The sequence below is a fragment of the Bacillus sp. GW823-FHT06B01 genome (assembly GCF_058952315.1).
Map to the genome: position 1 here is coordinate 1,163,877 of NZ_JBXAHR010000001.1, position 21,958 is coordinate 1,185,834.

The 21,958-nt window shown below is 34.2% G+C and carries 27 protein-coding genes; 7 read left to right on the top strand and 20 right to left on the bottom strand.

Annotated features, from left to right (window positions below):
• Positions 1-5: 5 nt before the first annotated feature.
• A complete protein-coding gene (gene spoIIP, locus AC1Q8N_RS06075) occupies positions 6-1,160 on the bottom strand; it encodes a stage II sporulation protein SpoIIP (RefSeq protein ID WP_048543100.1) in 1,155 nt (384 codons plus the stop codon).
• An 89-nt stretch (positions 1,161-1,249) separates the two neighbouring features.
• On the opposite strand from spoIIP, the gene AC1Q8N_RS06080 reads away from it, so the two are divergent.
• Complete coding sequence (locus AC1Q8N_RS06080) at positions 1,250-1,546, top strand: hypothetical protein (protein ID WP_048543102.1); 297 nt, start codon at positions 1,250-1,252, stop codon at positions 1,544-1,546.
• A gap of 4 nt (positions 1,547-1,550) precedes the next feature.
• Positions 1,551-1,856 carry a hypothetical protein gene (locus tag AC1Q8N_RS06085; RefSeq protein ID WP_048543104.1) on the top strand — a complete coding sequence of 102 codons (306 nt, stop codon included), beginning with the start codon at positions 1,551-1,553 and terminating at the stop codon, positions 1,854-1,856.
• On the opposite strand, the gene AC1Q8N_RS06090 is transcribed toward AC1Q8N_RS06085, so the two are convergent.
• From AC1Q8N_RS06090 to cbpA, 4 genes are all read right to left on the bottom strand, one after another.
• Positions 1,829-2,356 (bottom strand): DUF1572 domain-containing protein, encoded by a 528-nt coding sequence (locus tag AC1Q8N_RS06090; protein ID WP_000351092.1) that lies wholly within the window; start codon positions 2,354-2,356, stop codon positions 1,829-1,831. The two genes, AC1Q8N_RS06085 and AC1Q8N_RS06090, sit on opposite strands and share 28 nt — an antisense overlap.
• 17 nt (positions 2,357-2,373) lie before the next feature.
• A complete protein-coding gene (gene csaA, locus AC1Q8N_RS06095) occupies positions 2,374-2,703 on the bottom strand; it encodes a chaperone CsaA (protein WP_048543106.1) in 330 nt (109 codons plus the stop codon).
• A 66-nt stretch (positions 2,704-2,769) separates the two neighbouring features.
• A complete protein-coding gene (brnQ4, locus tag AC1Q8N_RS06100) occupies positions 2,770-4,107 on the bottom strand; it encodes a branched-chain amino acid transport system II carrier protein BrnQ4 (RefSeq protein ID WP_395940533.1) in 1,338 nt (445 codons plus the stop codon).
• Positions 4,108-4,550: 443 nt separating this feature from the next.
• A complete protein-coding gene (cbpA, locus tag AC1Q8N_RS06105) occupies positions 4,551-5,198 on the bottom strand; it encodes a cyclic di-AMP binding protein CbpA (protein WP_001220512.1) in 648 nt (215 codons plus the stop codon).
• Positions 5,199-5,442: 244 nt separating this feature from the next.
• Between cbpA and AC1Q8N_RS06110 the strand changes: the two genes are divergently transcribed.
• The 3 genes from AC1Q8N_RS06110 to AC1Q8N_RS06120 all read left to right on the top strand — a co-directional run bounded on the left by AC1Q8N_RS06110 (position 5,443) and on the right by AC1Q8N_RS06120 (position 8,312).
• On the top strand, positions 5,443-6,312 hold the full coding sequence (locus AC1Q8N_RS06110) for a hypothetical protein (RefSeq protein ID WP_048543110.1): 870 nt from the start codon (positions 5,443-5,445) through the stop codon (positions 6,310-6,312).
• A 208-nt stretch (positions 6,313-6,520) separates the two neighbouring features.
• A complete protein-coding gene (locus AC1Q8N_RS06115; protein ID WP_048543114.1) occupies positions 6,521-7,828 on the top strand; it encodes a hemolysin family protein in 1,308 nt (435 codons plus the stop codon).
• Between the two features lies 1 nt (position 7,829).
• Positions 7,830-8,312 (top strand): DUF456 domain-containing protein, encoded by a 483-nt coding sequence (locus tag AC1Q8N_RS06120; RefSeq protein WP_000217333.1) that lies wholly within the window; start codon positions 7,830-7,832, stop codon positions 8,310-8,312.
• Between the two features lie 25 nt (positions 8,313-8,337).
• Here AC1Q8N_RS06120 and AC1Q8N_RS06125 read toward each other — a convergent pair whose 3' ends face one another.
• The 4 genes from AC1Q8N_RS06125 to cls form a co-directional block, all read right to left on the bottom strand.
• Positions 8,338-8,958, bottom strand: coding sequence for an NAD(P)-dependent oxidoreductase (locus AC1Q8N_RS06125; protein WP_048543116.1), 621 nt, complete (start codon positions 8,956-8,958; stop codon positions 8,338-8,340).
• A 243-nt stretch (positions 8,959-9,201) separates the two neighbouring features.
• Positions 9,202-9,381, bottom strand: a complete 180-nt coding sequence (locus AC1Q8N_RS06130) for a hypothetical protein (protein ID WP_001045960.1) — start codon at positions 9,379-9,381, stop codon at positions 9,202-9,204.
• Positions 9,382-9,569: 188 nt separating this feature from the next.
• Positions 9,570-10,028, bottom strand: coding sequence for a spore coat protein (locus AC1Q8N_RS06135; RefSeq protein ID WP_048543118.1), 459 nt, complete (start codon positions 10,026-10,028; stop codon positions 9,570-9,572).
• A gap of 31 nt (positions 10,029-10,059) precedes the next feature.
• On the bottom strand, positions 10,060-11,244 hold the full coding sequence (gene cls, locus AC1Q8N_RS06140) for a cardiolipin synthase (RefSeq protein WP_141497543.1): 1,185 nt from the start codon (positions 11,242-11,244) through the stop codon (positions 10,060-10,062).
• A 160-nt stretch (positions 11,245-11,404) separates the two neighbouring features.
• Between cls and AC1Q8N_RS06145 the strand changes: the two genes are divergently transcribed.
• Positions 11,405-11,491, top strand: a complete 87-nt coding sequence (locus tag AC1Q8N_RS06145; protein ID WP_000505094.1) for a YjcZ family sporulation protein — start codon at positions 11,405-11,407, stop codon at positions 11,489-11,491.
• A gap of 126 nt (positions 11,492-11,617) precedes the next feature.
• On the opposite strand, the gene AC1Q8N_RS06150 is transcribed toward AC1Q8N_RS06145, so the two are convergent.
• The 8 genes from AC1Q8N_RS06150 to cotH all read right to left on the bottom strand — a co-directional run bounded on the left by AC1Q8N_RS06150 (position 11,618) and on the right by cotH (position 19,396).
• Positions 11,618-12,124 carry an acyl-CoA thioesterase gene (locus tag AC1Q8N_RS06150; RefSeq protein ID WP_000141167.1) on the bottom strand — a complete coding sequence of 169 codons (507 nt, stop codon included), beginning with the start codon at positions 12,122-12,124 and terminating at the stop codon, positions 11,618-11,620.
• A gap of 195 nt (positions 12,125-12,319) precedes the next feature.
• Complete coding sequence (locus AC1Q8N_RS06155; RefSeq protein WP_048543124.1) at positions 12,320-13,189, bottom strand: TIGR03943 family putative permease subunit; 870 nt, start codon at positions 13,187-13,189, stop codon at positions 12,320-12,322.
• Between the two features lie 3 nt (positions 13,190-13,192).
• Positions 13,193-14,089 carry a permease gene (locus tag AC1Q8N_RS06160; RefSeq protein WP_000418724.1) on the bottom strand — a complete coding sequence of 299 codons (897 nt, stop codon included), beginning with the start codon at positions 14,087-14,089 and terminating at the stop codon, positions 13,193-13,195.
• 198 nt (positions 14,090-14,287) lie between these two features.
• Complete coding sequence (locus AC1Q8N_RS06165) at positions 14,288-15,229, bottom strand: magnesium transporter CorA family protein (protein WP_000932392.1); 942 nt, start codon at positions 15,227-15,229, stop codon at positions 14,288-14,290.
• Between the two features lie 184 nt (positions 15,230-15,413).
• On the bottom strand, positions 15,414-16,793 hold the full coding sequence (locus AC1Q8N_RS06170) for a putative polysaccharide biosynthesis protein (protein WP_048543127.1): 1,380 nt from the start codon (positions 16,791-16,793) through the stop codon (positions 15,414-15,416).
• A 96-nt stretch (positions 16,794-16,889) separates the two neighbouring features.
• A complete protein-coding gene (gene uptA, locus AC1Q8N_RS06175; protein WP_000881203.1) occupies positions 16,890-17,492 on the bottom strand; it encodes an undecaprenyl phosphate transporter UptA in 603 nt (200 codons plus the stop codon).
• A gap of 104 nt (positions 17,493-17,596) precedes the next feature.
• Positions 17,597-18,214, bottom strand: a complete 618-nt coding sequence (locus AC1Q8N_RS06180; RefSeq protein WP_048543128.1) for an NUDIX hydrolase N-terminal domain-containing protein — start codon at positions 18,212-18,214, stop codon at positions 17,597-17,599.
• Between the two features lie 105 nt (positions 18,215-18,319).
• Complete coding sequence (gene cotH, locus AC1Q8N_RS06185) at positions 18,320-19,396, bottom strand: spore coat protein CotH (RefSeq protein WP_048543582.1); 1,077 nt, start codon at positions 19,394-19,396, stop codon at positions 18,320-18,322.
• A gap of 181 nt (positions 19,397-19,577) precedes the next feature.
• Here cotH and exsB point away from each other — a divergent pair, with 181 nt between their 5' ends.
• Positions 19,578-20,138, top strand: coding sequence for an exosporium protein ExsB (gene exsB / locus AC1Q8N_RS06190; protein ID WP_048543130.1), 561 nt, complete (start codon positions 19,578-19,580; stop codon positions 20,136-20,138).
• Positions 20,139-20,335: 197 nt separating this feature from the next.
• Here exsB and AC1Q8N_RS06195 read toward each other — a convergent pair whose 3' ends face one another.
• From AC1Q8N_RS06195 to fosB, 3 genes are read right to left on the bottom strand one after another with little or no spacing between them, the layout of a single operon-like run.
• The gene (locus tag AC1Q8N_RS06195) at positions 20,336-20,947 is read right to left on the bottom strand and encodes a phosphoserine phosphatase 1 (RefSeq protein WP_098048543.1); all 612 of its coding nucleotides are present in this window, start codon (positions 20,945-20,947) and stop codon (positions 20,336-20,338) included.
• Between the two features lie 12 nt (positions 20,948-20,959).
• Positions 20,960-21,505 carry a short-chain dehydrogenase gene (locus AC1Q8N_RS06200; RefSeq protein ID WP_098077143.1) on the bottom strand — a complete coding sequence of 182 codons (546 nt, stop codon included), beginning with the start codon at positions 21,503-21,505 and terminating at the stop codon, positions 20,960-20,962.
• A 12-nt stretch (positions 21,506-21,517) separates the two neighbouring features.
• A complete protein-coding gene (fosB, locus tag AC1Q8N_RS06205; RefSeq protein WP_000943776.1) occupies positions 21,518-21,934 on the bottom strand; it encodes a FosBx1 family fosfomycin resistance bacillithiol transferase in 417 nt (138 codons plus the stop codon).
• Positions 21,935-21,958: the final 24 nt, after the last annotated feature.

A 21,958-nucleotide genomic window follows, 5' to 3' on the forward strand; every position in this document is an offset into this window, starting at 1 on the left:
TCATTTTATCCATTCACCTTTTCCGCCTGCCAGAAATATTCACCAAACGCTTTAGCAAGTACATCAATTGATCGATTTAGTTCTTCCTCCGTATTATCTACGCCACCAACTTCAATTAATATCGCTTGTCCTGATAAGTCTTGATTGTAGACACCATTTCCTGTTTGGAATCCTTTTTGAATGACACCACGACTCACTCCTGGATATTTCTTATTAATTTCCTCATGAAGAGCTGTTGCTAATTGTAAGTTCTTTTCATAATTTTTATTGCCTTTCCCTATTACGAAAGCAAGCTTTGCATATGATTTATCTCCAATTGCTTTTGTCGTGACATTTTTCCGAGCACTATCACGATGCAAGTCAAAGAAGTACTGCAGTTCTTTATTACCTGTCATTGCTTCTTGTACAATTTCCCGTGACACTTTGTAAGAACTATTACTATTTAACCCTTTACTAATCAACTTTTGGCCGACATCAGTCTTGTCGTTAGTAGCTCCTATCCCTTCACTTTCTAATTGTTCACGAAATCGATCGCCCACTATTGAAATATTAGTGACGGAACTTGTTGCTTTATTCGGATTTGGATCGTTTGCTAAATTTAGTAACGGCAAATAAGATTCCCAACTATGCGAATGATAAATAAGCGCAACTTGTCTTTTTCCTGTTGTTTGAGCCGGTTGCTTTTTCTCTTTGTTCGTATTCGGCTTTTGAGCCTGTCCACCTTCACCAGTTCGTTCTTTTACCACTTCTTCAAGCGGAACACTCGACTCTATCGGTAAGTTAGAGTAATTTGTCCCTTCACCCGCAATAACAATTTCTGTATCGTACTTTCCAAAACCAGGTAGCTCTTTTCCGACAAAACTGCGTACATCATTAAAACGAATATTCGTAGCCATAGAAAAGAGAAACGAAGAAATTGAAAAATCTTGATTTAAATTTCGATACTCCTGTGTAAAATAATGATTCTCTTTCCCAAGAACGTACATGTAACCATTCATCGATAACTCATTTAACCAATTATATAAATACGTTGACTTTGTCTCTTTCATAGAGGTTACCATCATACTAATAAGAAAAAAAGTCGCTAGTACTGTAGTAATAATAAATAAAACTAACTTACGTACACTTGTGAACTTCACATAAAAAAAGCCTCGATTCATACTATCACCCTCTCTATTTCAAGTTATGTACAAGCTCTAGAGAATAGACCGTCTAAATTCCGGCTATATTGTTAATGAGGTGAAATGAATTGAAGCTACTAATAGGAACATTACCCATTGTACTATCATTTATTTTTTATTGGCTTGCTAAGCATCCTACAATCCGTGTTGCTTTACATATTTCAGCGTACTTAGCACTTTATGTACTCGGTACAATTATTTCTATTAATATATATGATGTTTTAATACAAGATTTAGTTTTCATGACAAGCATTCATGGAATTTTACTAAATCCATTTTTTCTTATATCAGGAGCATATATAGGGATATATACCTTGCACTTAATCTTGTCTTACGTTATTACGAAAATAAAAAATGGAGCGTAATAAAATGCAACCACCATTCATCTGTCATACATGCAAAAAAAGAATTGTGCGAAAGAAAGATCTTATTATTGCCACATCGTACTTCCGCTTTTATTTATTTCACAGTGATTGCTTTAAACGACAGCAAGTGTTCATCTCACGATTTATCCCTGTAAATACGCTTTTTAATTTCTTTCTTATTATATACGGACTTATTTTTGGCAGCATGCTTATGATTACAGAACCATCTATTATTTGGGTGATTTTCTTATTTCCCATTTTATATCGGTTTCTTTCCTATTATTATGTTGAACGTTTTTTCTCTACATAACGTGCAGACTGTCCTCTAGGAATACTTAGACATTCCCACTCATTTTCTTTTAACATCTTCCCAATGTAAATAATCTGTCCAATATGCAAAGCATAATGAGAAATTTGTCTTTCAATTGCTTGCATGACAGTATGTGCTTCACCACGAATATATACCGTCTGTAATAAATCTTCTGGCGTTAGCACATGCATCGTTTTCAAAACATATTCCCATCCTTCATTCCATGCTGCGAGAACCTCTTCCTTAGAATGATAACCATCTTCAAATTCAGCGTCTCGGTTACGATCTATTTTTTCACCATCAGATGTTAAAAAATCCGTCCATCTAGAACGCATATTACCTTGCAGATGCTTTATAATAACCGCTATACTATTTGTTGCTTCATGAGAAGACCATTCAATCTGTTCATATGATAATTGAGAAAGCACCCGTTCCCCTTGTTTCTTTGTTGCTTCAAAATTCGAAATGGCACATTGTAAATATTCTCGTCCAATATCCATGTTCCCCCGCCTTTACACTAACTAATTTTCGTTCCATTTGGTAATTCCATATTGGGCTGAAGTAATACGACATCATCGGCTTCAGGTACTCCCCCTAAAACAAGCACTTCTGATTTAAATCCAGCTACACGTTTTGGCGGAAAATTTACAACAGCAACGATTTGCTGACCGATTAAATCTTCTGGGGTATATCTCTTCGTAATTTGAGCACTTGACTGCTTAATTCCAAGCTCTCCAAAATCAATTTCTAGTTTAATCGCTGGAACTCTTGCTTCTTTAAATTCCTCTGCATGTGTTACAGTTCCAATTCGTAAATCCAAAGCTAAAAAATCTTCAAAATTAGCCATTTTATCATTCCTCCCATTTATTACTTAGACAAAACAATAAAATCCCCTTTAAAAAAAGAAAGGCGCCTAAGCACCTTTCTTTTGTAGTTCACTTGATTCATTTGATTTATAGAAGAAGAAACCAAGAATCCCGCCAATACATGATGGGATTAACCATCCTATTCCTTCATTATATAATGGTAACATTTGTAGTACGTTAGAAATCGCGTCAATTTTAATGTTCGCACTTTCTAAACCGTTAAAGAAACTAATTAACAATGCGCCTAAAATAGCTCCAATATAAATGGTATTACGCTTCCCAATCCATTTATGGAAGTAAGAAAGTACGATTAATACGATTGCAACTGGATAAATGATCATTAACACTGGTAAAGTAACTGTGATTAATTGTGTTAAACCTAGGTTAGATACAATTAAACTAAACACACATACCATCGTTACAATCGCTTTATGCGAAAGTTTAGGGAATAAGTTTGTAAAAAAGCCAGCACAAGCTGATGTTAATCCAACAGAAGTTGTTAAACAAGCAAGTATAATAACAAGTCCTAATAAAATTTTACCACTTGTTCCATATAACTCATTTACAACATTCGTTAAAATAAGTCCACCATTCTCTGATACACCAAGTGATGTACTTGTTGAACCAAGATAAGCAAGTGATAAATAAATTAACGTTAAACCAAGTACTGCAATAATACCTGATACTACTGTTATTTTTGCAACTTGACTACTTTCTTTTATTCCTTTAGAACGGATAACTTGTACAACGACAATTCCAAATACAAGCGCACTAATTGCATCCATCGTTAAATATCCTTGTATAAATCCACCAAAGAAAGCATTTTCTTTGTATGCTGCTAGCGGCGCAACTGGTTCTCCAATTGGATCAATAATTGCCTTTCCAACAATAACAGCAACAATCAATACTAACAATGGGGTAAGAAATTTTCCGAACCAATCCACTAATTTAGATGGATTTAATGATAAATACCAAGTTATTCCGAAGAAAACTATCGTGAAAAGAAATAGCATGTACCATTCGGAAACCAATGCCTCTGATAAAAATGGCTTCATACCCATTTCAAATGAAACGGCTCCAGTACGCGGAATCGCGAAAAATGGTCCAATTGCTAAATAACTAATCAATGGGAAAATAAACGCGAATATTGGGTGAACTCTAGAAGATAGCGCTTTCAAGTCCCCCTCTACAAACGCGACAGCTGTTACAGCTAATAGGGGTAATCCGACTCCCGTCACAAGGAATCCAATTGTAGCAATCCAAACATTCTCTCCAGCTTGTTGCCCTAAAACTGGTGGGAAAATTAAATTTCCTGCTCCTAAAAATAGTGCAAATAACATTAAACCGATTGCTACCGTATCACCTGGCCTTAAACGTCCCTTCATACTTTTCATTTGCATAGCACTTTTTCATTGTTTATCTCTATTTTCACAATATGCTATGCATCCTCCTCTCTGCTCAAGCTGATAAAATATGCCCCTTACAAAGCAGTGTCTTTCTCCATAATTTCTCCATTCCCCTTATTTTTACTCTAATTATTAATTTTTGATTTTTGATTTTTTTGAATATTTAACTCATTAGAGTGGTATTGCGTGGAGTATAGTTGTCAGACCTCTTTGTTTTTATCACACATATAGTAACATATTTAGTTGAAAAATAAAAACATATTTTCAAATTGATTTTTTTGAAAATCAAAATTATCTACATTTTTTATTCTTTTACACAAATATTGTTACAATCTCGACTTTTATCCTATCATTATTTTTAAATAACTTTATTCAAGTAACATAACAAAAACCATCCAACATAATTAGATGGCTTTTGCATGTTACTCTATCGTTTCAACTTCGCGTGGATTTTTCATCTCTTCCACATACACAACTCTAAATCCGTGATCTTCTAAATCTTTCAGTAACGTCTCTAATTCACCGTCGTTAAACTCTTCTCCTAATGTAAACATAATTCTCCGAACTAATAAGGCGTCATTATCAAAAGTCATTAAACTTTGGATACCTGTATATTTCTTTAATACTGTCGATAATTTTTGAATGGCCCCATTATAATCTTGTGTCCCAATCATGACAGAATATTTACTAGAATGAACGCCCCAAGCATCTTCTAATAACTCGAAAACCTTTTTATGCGTTAAAATTCCAAGAAAGACTCCATTTTCATCAACTACTGATAAATAAGGTAATTTTTTTATTGTAAAAAATACTTTAAAGAACGAAGAATCTTCTCTAACATAACCTTCTTTATCGTTTAATAATTGTACTACACTCTCTTCAAGCGAACCTTTATATTCTAAAATATCTACTTTGTATACATTCCCTAAATATTTCTCTTTTTTTTCATCTAAAACGGGTACACAACGATACCCAGTTTTATTTAAATGCTCCAGTGCTTCTCCTATCGTAATTGAACTTGAGCAAAATAAAACTTCCCTTTTCGGCACATAATTCCCTTTAATCCTCATAAACAGCCTCCTTATGTTAAAATACTTTCTGTGCCATAACTATATTATATTTTCAGAAAAAAATAAATAATTTATTTTACTTTTCTGAAAATTATTCATTTTCTTGTCATAATTTATTCACGTTTCATTCACTTATATCCCCTACAATACTAAATTTCTTTAAGAAAAATATATTGTAACTTACGCCGAAAAAAGCTAAAATAAGAATAAGAATTTTCTGAATATTCTAAGAGTAGGTGATTACATGTCTTTATTGCGCTCACATATATGTAAATTTATCGTTGGTGTTCTCATTATATTTATCATTAGTCCTATTCCTGCATTATTCATTACACATAAATACTCATACATAACTGGCTTTATAAGCATTTTTCATAACTTCGCACAACTTTCTTCTATGACAATTCCAAAGATTGATTGGATGCACGAATCTATCTTTTTCTCAGCAAATCAAATGGTTAACACTTCTAATCATTCAACACCGTTATTCCCTTACATATGGGAAATATATTTTTTATCGATTGTTCGTTTTACCTTTACTCTTGCAATCGGATTCTTTATCAGCTTAGGGATCGGCCATTTATTTTTTAAAGCACCTCAATCGGTTAAGAAGTTCACTTCTTTATTAAAATGGATACCGTACTCTTTTTGTACTGTATTATTACAATGCTCAGTCTTATTACTACTCCTATACATCGCAAAATTGATAAAGCTTCCTTACTACTCATCTTTTATCATCGTTTGTAGTACTTCTATGATTATCGTTATGCAAGCAATAAAAAAGTGGGTTCCTTTCTTAAGTAACACCAATGAATATGAAATAAAACAATCTTCTTTCCTTGTAGATACATTGTTTTTAGCGCTTACTTCGAATCACAAATCTATTCTAGGTTCCATTATTCTTTCATTCGTTATTATGGAATGCGTTTTTCATGCAAGCGGACTATTGCAATTTGTCGTTCAATTCGGTGGAAATGCACCTGTTATTGTTACAATTAGCTTATTACTTTTGTATATCCCGTATTGCATACTCTCTTTCCTTCAAACACTATGGACGACAAATCACGTTACACAACAATCATACGCTTTAACGAGAAGTATTCCAAAACCTTAATTTGAAATAACCCTCTATAATCTGAAAGTAGGGGGTTATTCCTTTTGTATAGCGGACAAAATAACAGCAAATTCAAAAACTATTGCAGAAACATACCAATATTTACCCTTTTTCTTTGACTATTCTTTTCGTTTGGATTTATTATAAAAGCATAACATAATCGCAGGAGGTGACATCTTTATTCCAAACTACGGAATAGAGAACACACTTGGACATATTAAATATTTTTCTCATCTTTGTGCTCATCCTTATTTCCGGCTTTTTCGTTGCATCAGAATTCGCTGTTGTAAAAGTACGAAAAAGTCGCATTGACCAACTTGCAAATGAAGGCAATAAACAAGCTTTAGCTGCAAGAAGTGTCCTATCTAATTTAGATGTTTATTTATCAGCTTGTCAGCTCGGGATTACGATTACTTCTTTAGGGCTTGGTTGGCTTGGTGAACCGACTGTGGAACATTTACTACGACCGCTCTTTGAAAAGATTAATATTACTGGAACAATGGCGAATACTTTATCCTTTATTATTGCTTTTAGTGTTATTACATTTTTCCATGTTGTATTAGGTGAATTAGTTCCAAAGTCTTTCGCCATTCAAAAAGCTGAAGCAATCACACTTAAGTTTGCACGACCACTTATTTTATTTGATAAAATTATGTATCCTTTCATTTGGCTACTTAATAGTACGGCAATCTTTTTCACAAAACTACTCGGTTTAGAGCCTGCGAAAGAAAATGAACTTGCCCATTCTGAAGAGGAACTACGACTCATTTTAGGTGAAAGTTTCAAAAGCGGCGAAATAAACCAAACCGAATATAAATATGTAAATAATATTTTTGAATTTGACGACCGGGTCGCGAAAGAAATTATGGTCCCTCGTACAGAAATGATTTGCTTATCTACTGAAAATACGTTAGAAGAGAATATGGATATCGTCGCAACTGAAAAGTATACACGCTATCCGATCATCGAAAAAGATAAAGATGATATCATCGGTATGATCAATACGAAAGAAGTATTTCACGATCAAACGAAAGGCATTCATAAACCACTTGAATCTTACATACATCCAGTACTAACTGTATTTGAAACTGTTCCAATTCGCAAAACATTAGTACATCTACAAAAGAATCGCGTTCAGATGGCAATCATTATGGATGAATATGGTGGTACTGCTGGACTTTTAACAATGGAAGATATTCTTGAAGAAATCATTGGAGAAATTCAAGATGAGTTTGATGCGGATGAATCACCTATGATTGAAAAACGTACGCCGAAGCTTACTGTTTTAGATGGGAAGGTGCTCATTTCTGAAGTAAATGATATGTTTGGCCTGCATATTGATGATAGCGATTTAGATACAATTGGAGGCTGGCTCCTCTCTCAAGCAGTTGATTTAAATATTGAAGCTGGTTATTCCATTGAATTTGCCGGTTTTCAATTTAAAACACTAGAACTTGATGGACATCAAGTGAAAAAAATTGCGGTACATAAATTAGACACGAAGAAGGAGTTATAAAGTGACAGTATTATTAACAATCTGTATTATTGCCTGTTTCATTGTTTCATTTCTCGCCTTTATTTATCCTATCATTCCAGGCATCCTTGCTGTCTGGGCTGGGTATTTAATTTACCATTTTGGTATAAATGGCGGAGAACTAACAACTTCCTTTTGGATTATTCAAGTCATTTTCACACTATTTATTTTCATTGCTGATTTTATTGCAAATGGATATTTCTTAAAGAAATATGGGAGTTCTAAATGGGGAGAGCGTGTCGGTATGATTTCTATTATTGTCGGATCTTTCTTCTTCCCACCATTCGGTTTAATTATCATACCGTTCTTATCGGTATTTATTACAGAACTAATGCATAAAAAAGCGCCAAAAGACGCCTTTCTAGTAGGAGTTGCTACTGTAGTTGGTTTTTTAAGCAGCACAGTAGCGAAAGCTATTCTCCAAATCATTATGATTCTCATATTTGTATGTTATATCATCTTTTAACCATCCCAATTTCGGGATGGTTTTTTTAATATGAAATACCTACTCGACTATTCTCATATTTGTTTTCACTACACAGATTCCACGTAAATTGCGCTGTATCACCAACTGTTATTTTCACTCCCCCTTCTGGTAATACATCTTTTTCAGTTCGATACACTCCTGTCACATCACCGTCTATTAAATGCGTCGGACAAACGACCGTCCAACATAAATTACTACTACTAAGTATCTTATATGCAGCTAAATGATCTTCTGCTGCTGTTGTCATTTTCCTTTTCGATTCAGCTGATTGAAAACGATATAAATTTAGATTTGTTCTTGCTTGTAAAATACCTGCTGTTCCTATTGTAATGATTTTATGTACCCCTTCTTCTTCCATTTGCTTTATAATTTGTGGCATACTCTTCGCTAACGTTCCATTTCGATCCGTACCAAGTGCACTTATTACTATATCGTTTCCTTCTATCGCTTTCTTTATATCATTTTCATTTAGTACATTACCTTCTATTACTCGTAACCTTTCATGTTGTATTTCTATTCTATTTAAATCACGTGCTAATGCAGTTACTTCAGCTGCATCCTTTAATGCTAATTTTATTATATTTGAACCTACTCGACCTGTTGCTCCTAATATACATACTTTCATTTGTTTTCCCCCTATTTCATTCTCCCTCTATTTTTCAATAATCTCAATCAATTTACAACAAAAAAGCTTCCTCCTATATAAGAGGAAGCTCTATTATTATTTTACCCCGCTTTAACGGGCAGTAAGACCCCACCTCAAAATTCAGTAAAAACAAAGAAGTTAGATGGGGATCAACTGCCCGTAAAAGCCCGATTGGTTCAACTAATAATCAGTGGGGGATGCCCCACTGATTAAAGTTTCACTTTATTTCTTTTCTTTAGAATCTGTAGACTTCTCAGTTCCACTTGTTTCTTTATCCTTTTTGTCCTCTTGTTGTGTTGTTGTATCGTCTTCTTTCTTCTTGTCCTCACCTTTACTACAACCTACCATTAATAAAGAACTTGCAAGTGCCATAGCAGTTAATGATTTAACCCATTTGTTCATTTGCGTTTCCTCCTTTAGATAGAATATGTACAACCCCCATATTACTCTCTATTTTTAAAGAAAAGATTGAAAAATAGTAAATAAACGGTAAATATTTGTAAATTTTCTAATAATAGATATGTACACCTAGTCTTTTTTTCTCCATGAAAAGTAAAAAACTAAGGCGCCTATCTTTCCGCCTTAGTTTCTTATGCAAACTTCTCATTTTCATAAACATGTTTAATCTTATACTCTTTCTTCACAACATATTGCCATACACTATAGGCATAACGATTCATTTTCAGGAAGCAATTTTCTAAAAACGAGCGGAATTCTGGATTCGCAACTTCAACTGCCACTTGAGCGAACTTTAGTGCTAACCGTTTTAAATGCGAAATATAACAAGTTGCAATATGGATATCCCCTGTATATTTACTATCAGTTTCCTTTTCCATTTCATGAAAATGAAATGAAATTGGTTCACAAGTTATATGCTGTACATTCTCTCCTTCTTGAAAATTCACTTGTTCATTATACGCTTGCAACATATATGGTAAATGATGCTGTAATAGCTCTTTTAATTCTTCGTCTCTTACCTCCCCTGTATACTCCCCAACCTTATAAATAAGCATATAACTATACCTCATTAATTCTTTCATACAATCCATGAAAATACCTCCCTTCTCTTTTGTCTATATGTTATAAATATGATGCTATAACATTTGCTATTCTTGCTAAAAACCAATCCCACTTACTAATTTTCTCAAAATCTTCTTCTGAAAATCTTTTTGATTTATGAAAGTCTTCTTTTAATCGGTTCCATACGTCAGCAACAACTGTTGTATCATATATGATACAGTTAGATTCACAATTTAAATAAAAACTTCTATTATCAAAATTCGCTGTACCTATATCAACAATTTCTCCATCAATGATTGTTACTTTCCCATGAAAAAAACCATTCCGATATTGATAGATCTCCGCTCCAGCATGGTTCATCTCTCTCAAATACGGATAGGCAGCTTGTTTTAACAATACTGCGTCGCTTTTAAATGGTACGAGAATTTTCACATTGACACCTCGGTTTAATGCACCTTTTAACTCTTTCATCATTTCTTTACTTGGTACAAAATATGGCGTAGCAATAATTAAAGACTTTTTAGCCTGCTTTAAAAGCGCTCCATATTTTTCCCATAACCCTTTTCCATCTGAAAATAAATATTGATATTTTACATGCCCAATTGCAGGTAGACTTTTATGTATAGGCATTTTTTCTCCCGTATCTTCTTTCCAGTCAGCAGCAAATTTTCTTTCCATATCTTTAGCACCATTCCCGTTGACTCGCACATGATAATCACGCCACGGACCAAATTTCGGATCTTGTCCAAGGTACTCCTTTCCAATGTTAAAGCCGCCGATATATGATATTTTTCCATCTATCGTAACAATGCGTCTATGGTTTCGTTGATGCAACGAATAAAATAAATGTTTCAATTTAGGTTTTTTACTAAACGTAAACTGGACACCATTGCTTTTTAGTTGACGAATTATCTTTTTCTTCAGCTTATATCCACCTATTCGATCAACTGACAATTTTACTTCTGCTCCACTCGATGCCTTTTTCTCGAGCAACTGCAAAAACTCTTTGCTTATTTCATCCTTACCTACAATATAAAAATGGATATATATGTACTTTTCTGCATTACGTATATCCTCAAATAATTTCGTATATAACTCTTCACCGTTCGTATATAGTTGAAATTCACCTAATCGAACTTGCCCTAATTCATATTCACTAGCCATTTTTTTCCCCATTTCCACATCGATGTTCATCCAAATGAATACACCTATTAAACAAAGGATTACAACGAAAAAGTGTTTCATGGATATTTCCCTTCCTCCACTTACTGTTATTTCTATATCTTCCCTTTTTTAATACAATATCATTCAAGAAAATATGTCATTACATGATATATGTCCATATCAAACGATAGCTCATTTGCATATTGTATGTTGTATCTTAAAATAAAAGGAGGAAATAACAATGGGCTTCGCACATGGTAATGGATTCGCGCTATTAGTCGTATTATTTATCCTCTTAATCATCGTCGGTGCTGCTTGCTTCTGCTAAGTAGTTATCGTCATATGATATGTGGATGAAAAAACTATAAAAGCGGACACCTATTTTTAGGTGTCCGCTTTTCATATGAAAAACATTTCCGTTTGTTATTGTACCTTTAACGACTACATATTCAACTCAAAAAGTTAATAATGTAGCTACTTTCTTACTCTCCGCCTTACGTATATGGCGTTGTTCTGCACGTAACACTGCAATGCGATGTAATTCTTTCTCTTCTTCTGTTTCAGGGATAACTCGCGGCACAGGAACCGGATTATTTTCCTTACTAAGTGCAACAAAAGTAACAAATGACGTTGCTGCTATACGTTTCTCACCCGAAATTAAATCTTCTGCTACTACCTTCACAAATACTTCCATAGAAGTTCTACCCGTCCAAATTACAAAAGATTCATAACTAACACAATCTGAAGAGCGAACAGGATGTAAGAAATCTACCCAATCCATAGATGCTGTGACACATTCTTTTCTTGCATGCCTCGTTGCTGAAATAGAAGCAACCATATCCATCTCGGCTAATATCTTCCCACCAAATAGCGTATTATGATCGTTTAAATCTGTTGGAAATACTCGGCTCGTTTTAAACACTCTAGACTCATTAGCTGTTTTCCCTTTTACTTCAGTCATTGTTATCACCTCTTTGATTATTTAACCCGCTATTTGCAGACATTAAGACTCCCACCACAAAATTTGGCTGGAGCAAAGAAGTTCGGTAAGAGTCCCATTTCCCATTAACACTAGAACGGTATGAGCTTACTATCACTACACGCTTAATATTAACAACATTCAGAACTCTTAGTCCACAAAAAAGAACCGATGTTATCAATCGGCCCCTCTAAATACATATTGTTCTTTTGGCGGTTCAACCTTATTCCATTTCGTTACTTCTAATACAGGGATATTTGCATGGAATGGCTGATAAAATTCCGTTGATATTTCTCCTTCAACTTGAATCCAATCATCATTTTTCCATTCTACCCCTTCTGGTTTTTTCACTAACATACCATATACACCAGAATCCGCTACACAATGTATAATCCCGAAACGGAATAAGAAATATTGTTCTTTTTGAGAAGAGTCATCTTTGAAAACAAACCCTTTAAAAGATAATTTTTTCCCAGTAAACTCGCCAGGATAATTATAAATTGTTTCCATCCCTTTTAGAAAATCTTCATCTTTTAAAGTAATATTATCTTTCGTAACAAACTCTTTTTTCCCCTTTTCCATTACACCACGGTATCCTTCTTTCCCGTAATAAATGCTCGTATCAGGTCTTAGAAATTGCCTTGTCATAAATGGATCTGTACTTTCTGCTTGTGCAACAGGAAAATGAAATCCTTTCGCCTTAACGATATCTGAATCTAACGTTGCAATCGGGAAAAACAGCCCTGAGACAATCGGAAAACAAAACAATGAGTACGAAAATGCTTTTTTCCACCATGTATTCTCATCTTTTGAATGATCATGCCCGCAATGGCTATGATCACAACTACAATCTTGTTTTTCTTGTTCTTTCTGATGTTCTTTTTGGAATACGATAATAATTTGAACGACCGTTAAAAACCCTAAAATAATAGCTGCTGTTGTTGATAAATAAGCATACTTCATATTGATATACTTCGTAATATTACCGGAAATATGAAGCTGCGCGATTAAGATTGTAAAACCTAATAATATATATGCTCGAAACATAACCTACCACCCCATCGCATAAATGAGTAGTGAGCTTGCATAAACAACAAGTGTAACTGTAACTGTAACGACAATTACAAATTTCGTTTTAAACGTCGCAAGCATCATAAACATATTTTTAATATCCACCATCGGTCCATATACGAGGAACGCGACAAGTGACGCTGTTGAAAATGTACTTTGGAATGACGAAGCAATAAACGCATCCGCTTCTGAACAAAGTGATAAAATGTAAGCTAGTCCCATCATAACAGCTGGTGAAGAGAACGGCCCTTGTCCTATAGCAAGAAGTGTTGAAGTTTGTACGAACGTTTGAACTGCCGCTGCAATTAACGCACCTAATACTAAGTATTTTCCCATCGAGAAAAATTCCTCAACAGCATGTGTACAAACATCCCACATTTTCTTACGTAATGGACGCTTATGATTCACTTCTGGAAAGTGATCATCTCTTAATTGATGTTCTTTAAACATAAATGATAATATAATTCCAACGATAATTGCTACGATAATCGCTACGATAGAACGATACCATACCATGTGCATACTACTTCCAAAGGCAACGTATGTTGCAAATAATACGACCGGATTAATAATTGGCCCAGTTAACATAAATGCAATCCCGGCATATGGCGGAACCCCTTTTCCGATTAATCGCCTTACAATCGGAACGATTCCACATTCACAACCTGGAAACATCATACCTAAAAAAGTAGCCATTAAAACAGACAGAAATCGGTTTTTCGGCATCCATTTCGCTACCATATCTTCTGTCACAAACATTTGAATGAATCCTGAAATAAATACACCTATCAGCACAAAAGGAAGTGCTTCGATCAATATGGAGATAAAGATTGTATTCATTTGCAGGAATGCTTTCGGTAATTGAAACAATTCCATGATGTATTTCCTCCAACTTTTCATTAACAATATGTAATTTTAACCCCATTTTATTAATTGGACAAGACTTATACGGAATTCACTTCCTTCATATACATTACATTTTATAAGTTATATTCTATTCAAAACTTTTGATTTCATAGCAAAAAAGCTGCTCTAGCGCAGTTATATAACTATGCTAGAGCAGCTTTCTTCTCGTTAAAAGTAACGTTTCTTCCAAAAAACAAACGCTAATGTGAAAGATAGTGTTACACATATTATGAGTACAATTACAAAACCATGTGCTTCCCCTTCAAACGGAACCTTTACGTTCATTCCAAAGAAACTAGAAACCATCGTTGGTAACGATAAAATGATTGTAATAGACGTTAACAGTTTCATAACACTATTTAAATTATTTGATATAACGGAGCTAAAAGTATTCATCATTCCACTTAAAATGTGACTATATATTTCCGCCATTTCAATAGCCTGTTTATTTTCAATTAATACATCTTCTAATAAATCTTGATCGTCTTCATACATTTTTAAAAATGTACTGTTACGCATTAATTTTTGAATTACAATTTTATTCGCCTTTAATGATGTTGTAAAGTAAACTAAACTTTTTTCAAGGCCTAGCAATGTGAAAATCTCTTTATTTTTCATCGACTTATTTAATTGATGCTCTAAATCGATTGTTTTTCTGTTAATTTGCTTTAAGTATCTTAAATAATAAGTAGAAATCGTATATAAGAGCTGAAGTGCAAAGCGCGTCTTTTTAAACGTATAAAATTCTTTAATACGTTGATTAATAAAGCGTTCGAAAATTGGGTTTTCTTCTAAACAAATTGTCACAAAGCAATCTGGCATTACAATCATACCTATTGGAATCGTGTCATAAATCGAATTTCCTTCTTCATCATGTCTAACTGTTGGAATATCCACGATTATTAAGGTATTATTGTCTTCCTTTTCAATACGAGAGCGTTCTTCATCATCTAAAGGGTCTTTAATAAAATCTAAGTCTACATTTAAAGTTTGTACTAGATATTGAATTTCTTCTTCCGTTGGATGAAGTACATTAATCCAGCAACCCTTTTGCATTTCCTCAACCTCTTGTAGTTTTCCGTTTCGGTCTGTTAAATAAATATTTAACATACTATCACCCCGATTCTTTTTACATGTAGGAATCTACCTCTCTTACATAACAGTTTTTGAACCGCCATTCTCAGCATATGAAACATACGTTTAAATTTCAATAGAAAAATTATTTTGAAAACGTTTTTATAAGAAAAATATTCTAAAAAAAGAAAAAGACAGAGTGCTCTCTGCCTTAAAAAGCTTATGTTGCCTTTATAACATATTTAGAAAGCATCCACAAGTTAAAGCCAACTGAAATCGTATAACCAGCGTATGTTGAAATAATAAAACTTACATAATCGAAATGCGGAAGCAATACGATATTTAAAACTATCTTTACAATAATGCCAATTACTAATCCTAGCACTGTTTTCTGTTGTTGGTTAATTCCTTGTAACATCGCAGCTGTTACTGTAAAAAGCGAAAATAGTATACAGGCAGGAGCATAATACTGTAAAATAACTCTCCCCATCTCCGGATCATTTCCGGCACCAAATAAAAGAGTATATACTGGTTTTGCTAACAACATCATTCCAATCGCCGCTGGTACCGTAATACCTACTACTAATACATTCGTTCTCGTAAAATGTTTGTACAGTAACTTCATATTCCCTGCTGTATAAGCTTTTGTCATCTCAGGTACGAGAGACATACTAAAAGCAGTCGCAACGGAAACTGGGATGAGTACAACCATCTGAACAAGACCAATTATTGCATTTATCTTCTCCGCTTCTCCTTGCATATACCCTATTTGTATAAGTAGTTTATTAATTGTAAATGTATCAATCGTCTGATACAACGGGATTGCTAAACCAACTACAACAAACGGTATTGAATATGTAAAGAGCTCCTTATACAGTGAGAAGAAAGATTTCGTTGTTTGCGGAATACTCGCCATTTCTTTTTTCTTTAAGTGCTTTCTCCTTCTTATGTAATACGCACTTAAAACAGTTAATCCACCTATCGCTCCCATAAAGGCACCGAACGTTGAAATACCAACTGCTAGCGAGATAGAAGATTTTAAAATATATAAAACGACAAAGCTTCCTATTAAAATGGTTAAGACCCGAAAGAACTGCTCAACAACTACACTTAAAGCAGAAGGCCCCATCGATTGAAACCCTTGAAAGAATCCCCTTAATAAACTCATTACCGGTACAAGTATTAACGCAAAACTTACAATTTGGATATTAGTAGTGACCGCTGCTACACTATTCCCTGTTTGATCATTTCCATCGATTACAAGTTTAGCTAAATGTGGAGCTAATATATATAGCGTAAAACATGAGATTACTCCCATTATTAACATAAAAAAGATACCGCTCTTTAGCACTCTCTTAACCGTATGATAATCATTCAGTTGATCATATTTTGATACCATTTTTGAAACAGCAAGTGGTAGTCCCATCGTCGCAATGCTGAGCATAATCGTATAAGGACGATATGCATATGTGTATAAAACGTAACCACTCGTACCAACCATTGCTGTAAATGGTATAACATATATAAATCCTAACATTTTAGATATCATCGTTGCCATCGTTAAAAATATCGTTCCACGTATAAACGGTGACCCTTTCATCACATTCCTCCGCTACGCTTTATTATTACACATTATGGACAACTCCTTTTTTTTAGAACCGAAACAAATAAAAAAGCCAATGAAAAATCATTGACTTTAACGCGCTGCTTTTTTCTTTTTTAAATACTTTAAACCGAAGTATAGAGCAACAAAGAGAACAGCTCCTATAATTATGTAATGTGTGTAATCAGATGCATACTCTTTAATGTGTCGCCAATTTCCACCAAGCTTTTCACCTAAGTATATAAATAGTATTGACCATGGAATAATCGCAACTACTGTATATAGTGTAAATAGTTTTAACGGCATTTTAGCTAATCCTGCTGGAATAGAGATTGCATGACGTACGACTGGGATAAAGCGTGCAGAAAAGATTACTCCTGCTCCGTAACGCTTAAACCAACCTTCCGCTATGTCTAAATGGTGTTTATTAATAAGTAGATATTTCCCATATTTCTCTACAACCGGACGCCCTCCGTAATATCCAAGCCAGTATAAAAAGATTTGGGCTAAAGTACCACCAATAGTTCCGGCGATAACTGCACCGACAAAACTAATTTTACCATCCGCTACTAAAAATCCAGCATACGAAAGTACAATTTCACTCGGGATAATTTCAATCATTAAAGCTAGTGCTACTCCAAAGTAACCTAAGCTTGCAAAAAATTGCAATAACTGATCTATTATGCTTGCTAACATTTTATTTTCTATCTCCTTTTTTCTTCACATACCATCCCATTATTACATAAAGGTTGCATTTTGCCAATATCTTCATTTCAACAATAGCATCGGCATAAGCATTATTAATCTATTAATGTTTCTTTTTGAGGTTCTTTCATGTAGGCAAACATTTCTTTAATTTGCGCTTCTGTATTTCTAGCAATCGATAAATTAGGCAATTCATTCTCACCAAAAAACTCCACATCTTCTGTTTCAATACTAATTTTCTTTTCACCACCAACAATCTTACAGCCAATAAAAATTTTATATACATGTGTTGCTGAAGGCGATGGTTGATGTTTTTCTTTATCAAATATAGCGAGTAGCTTAAAATCATCTACTTCATAACCCGTCTCCTCTAAAACTTCTTTTGCTGCTACTTCTGTCGGCGTATAACCGATATCAGCCCATCCACCTGGCAATGCCCATTTCCCATCACTTTTTTCTTTCACAAATAATAGTTTTTCATTTTGAAAAATGACTGCCCTTATATCAACTTTAGGTGTTTGATAGCCTGTCTCACTTGCAAATAACTTCTCTACTATTTCCCAATCTGTCTTTGTATAATGTGACATCATTGAAATGGAAATATCCCGTAATTGTTGGAAACGCTCTATATCATACACATCTTTAGAATACGTTAAACCCGCTTGAGCTATAGATTGTATTTGTTTTACCCAATCAACCCACTTAACTGTCATGTTTCCACATCTCCATTCTTTATTAAGTAAATATTACTTCAATTCAATTGATACATCTTTATTATACAAAAAAAGAGATTGATAATGTTCCAATCTCTTTCAAAATTAATCCAATTCATGTAAGTGGTCTTGTATATACTTTCTTCTTTTATTTATATATTCATCAATCATATCAGCTTCTTGATCAAATGTTTCTAATTTTTCTTTCATATATGGATCTTGTAGTAAATATGGGCGAATCGATTCACACAAACCTTCTACTTTCGGCATCATAAATGAAACGGTAAATTGTTCTTCTAATATTTCTTCCAAAATGCTTCGGTATTGTTTTCTAAATACAGGTATATCTAACAATCTTGCACTTAACGTGTTATAACCTTGGATACGAATATACTCATGATTAAGTGGTCTCCCTTGTACATCTCGCCCCCAAGTCGCATCATAATCCCACGGTATCACTTCAAATAAATTTGTTTCATCGTTATGATATAGTGCATAGTTATGAACGAAACCATCAAAGTTTTGTGTAAAAATAACGCCAGCTAACCATCGTAAATATTTATCAACATGCAAAAACTTTCCAATTTCTTTTTCATAAGCTTCCCTCGACAAAGCATTCGCTTGAAATACAAATTCACTCAGCTGTTCTTCACTATTTTTATTCGAATATTTAAATTCATAACCCGCAAAGAGCTCAGTCTTAACATCTTTATCTCTCTCACTCATTAAAGAAAAATTCGCATCATCATCTATCGCATAATAAATAGAACCACTCGGTAATCCTCTATTTTTCAAAAAGTTTTCATCAACTGATTCTAACTGTAAATATACACCTTGAATTTGACCATTAATTTTTATAAATACATGTTGTGATTTTGGTGAAAGTACACCAATATCATGAAAAAAATCTAAAGATAATTTATTTCGTATGAGAGACGGATCCATAAACTCAGAATTTAAATGAATCTCTTTCGCACCTTGAAATTTTTTCGGTTTATAAAACATAACATGATAAGACTTTTTCTCAAATTCACGAATATGAGCGCCTCGGTATACGATATCAATGTCATACTTCTTTTTTCCATAAGTTAATTTTGCTGGCACTGGACTATCTGACCAAATTTCTTTTTTCAATTCCACTAAGTTCATTGGATGAATAAAAAAATCATATGAAGGTAGCATATTTCCCCATCCCTTCTCAGTTCTCTTCATTCAATGTATGCACCTTGCCTTGTCCATACATCCGCTATCATCTATTTATATAAAATTACACTCTTGTCCTGTTCAGAAAGACGTCATATCTCATATCATGTTAAGGAAAAAGAATACCTTTTCAACTTAATACATGATAAGGAGGATTTCTATGAAACGTGATATTAGAAAAGCGGTTGAAGAAATCAAAAGTGCTGGGATGGAGGATTTCTTACACCAAGATCCAAGTACTTTTGAATGCGATGATGATAAATTCACTCATCATAATTGTACAACTGGATGTAAATGTACAACTGGGGGTAAATGTCCAAGAACAAGATGTACTCGCGTGAAACATTGTACTTTCGTTACAAAATGTACGCATGTGAAAAAATGGACATTTGTTACGAAATGTACTCGTGTACGTGTTCAAAAATGGACATTTGTTACGAAAGTAACGCGTAGAAAAGAATGCGTTTTAGTTACAAAACGTACTCGCAGAAAACATTGTACTTTCGTTACAAAATGTATACGCTTTGAAAAGAAATTTTTCTGGACAAAACGAAGTTTCTGTAAAAAATGCGAATTCTTCCCTAACAGACACGGTCACTCTTGCGACGATTCGTGTGATGACGGAAAGAAATGGAACGATTGCAAAGATGGTGGACATAAATTCCCATCTTGCAAAAACAAGAAATTCGATCACTTCTGGTATAAAAAACGTAATTGCTAGTTTTTATGCCTACAAAAAAAGGCCGTTTTGCGGCCTTTTTTACGTTTATCCCGCTTTAATGGGCAGTAAGATCCCCACCTCAAAATTCAGCGAAAGCAAAGACGTTAGGTGGGGGACCAACTGCCCATAAAAGTCCGATTGGTTCAACTAATAATCAGTAGGGAATGAAGAAAACCCCTACTGATTAAAGTTTCACTTTATTGAAAATGACTTATATCTGCAAATTGCTTCACTTCACCTTTCCCTTCTTCAAATTCTATTACACTTAGACTAGCACTATGCATAAATGGATCACCCCATACATTTTCTATTTTAATACCCGCAAAATGTCCTACAAGTAGCTTTGCCGCTGCCGCATGAGAAACAATTAATATACTTTCTCCTTTATGCTTTTCTAAAAGAATCTGTATCCCCTCAATTACTCTTTTATAAACAGACTCAAAATTTTCTCCTGATGTTGACTGAAAAAGATGTGGCTCATACCAAAATAACTGTATTTCGTCTGGGTACTGCCTTTCTATATCATCGACTGTCTGTCCTTCCCATATACCCATGTTAATTTCATAGAAATGCTCATCCGCGATTATCGGTACATCACGTTCGCCCTTTATTAACTCTGCAGTATGAAGGGTTCTTTCACTCGGACTACTATAGATCGCATCGATAGGTAAATCTTTCATTCGATCTCCTAATTGCTTAGCTTGTAACATACCATTTTCAGTTAAAGCAGAATTTTTCCTGCCTTGCATTCGTTTCTCTACATTCCATTCCGTTTCACCATGCCTTGTTACATATACCGTTGTCTTCACTTCAATTCCCCCTTACCATGTCGGCCGCAATTCCCACGGTTCTACTCGTCCTACAATCCATTCTTCACATTTACTTTCAATTCCTTTTATTACTCCATCCGATATTTCTTCATGGGTAAGCCATCTCCCGTATGTATCTTCTAATATAAAACCTAATATTATTCTATGGTAGCTACATCGCGTACCACCTATTTTTTGTGCGGGTATACGCGACGCTTTACTACCTAAAATATGAAAAACGTTGTATGTTTCAGACGACAAATCCACTTCTCTACAAATGAATGACAACGTATCCTTCGCACTTGCGTGTACCCATGCGACAACTAATGTTATGGGTCCATTCCACTCAATTGTGCTTTTAATAGCTAGCTTTACATCGTCGTCATTATGATAATCTAATGGAAGACATGTGATATTTTCTGGTATAGCACTCTCTCGCTTAACATTTTCTAATTTCGCTTCATCTCTTCCAATAATAGAAACATGAAACCCTTGCTCACAAAGCCACATAGATACCCTCTTTAGCATTCCCGTTCCACCAATTACTAACGCATGCAACTTCTTCCCCCCTTAGTAAAATGTCATATGAGGTTTATCTTCCCTATAATAATTAATTCGGTCTTGCAATGTCCCTGAATGAAACTCAAACTTATGTCCATCAGGATCAACAAAATATATAGACTCACAATCTCTTACATCCCGTTCTCTTCCTTGTAAAATATGAACATCGTTTTCTTCTAATCGTTGCAGTAGACGTTCAAAGTCTTTCTGTTCAACAGAAAACGCAATATGCGTATAAGATTGATGAATCTCATTTCTCGGAATATGTGTTTCTTCATTAAGTGCTATCCATACTCCACATATGTTAAAATACGCCAATTTTCTCCCTTTAACTAATAATTCTCCCCCTAATACTTTTTCATAAAACATAATAGAGTTTTCTAAATTAGATACCGAAAAACAAATATGATTGATTCCCCTTAACAACTATAATTCCTCCTTATCCAAAAA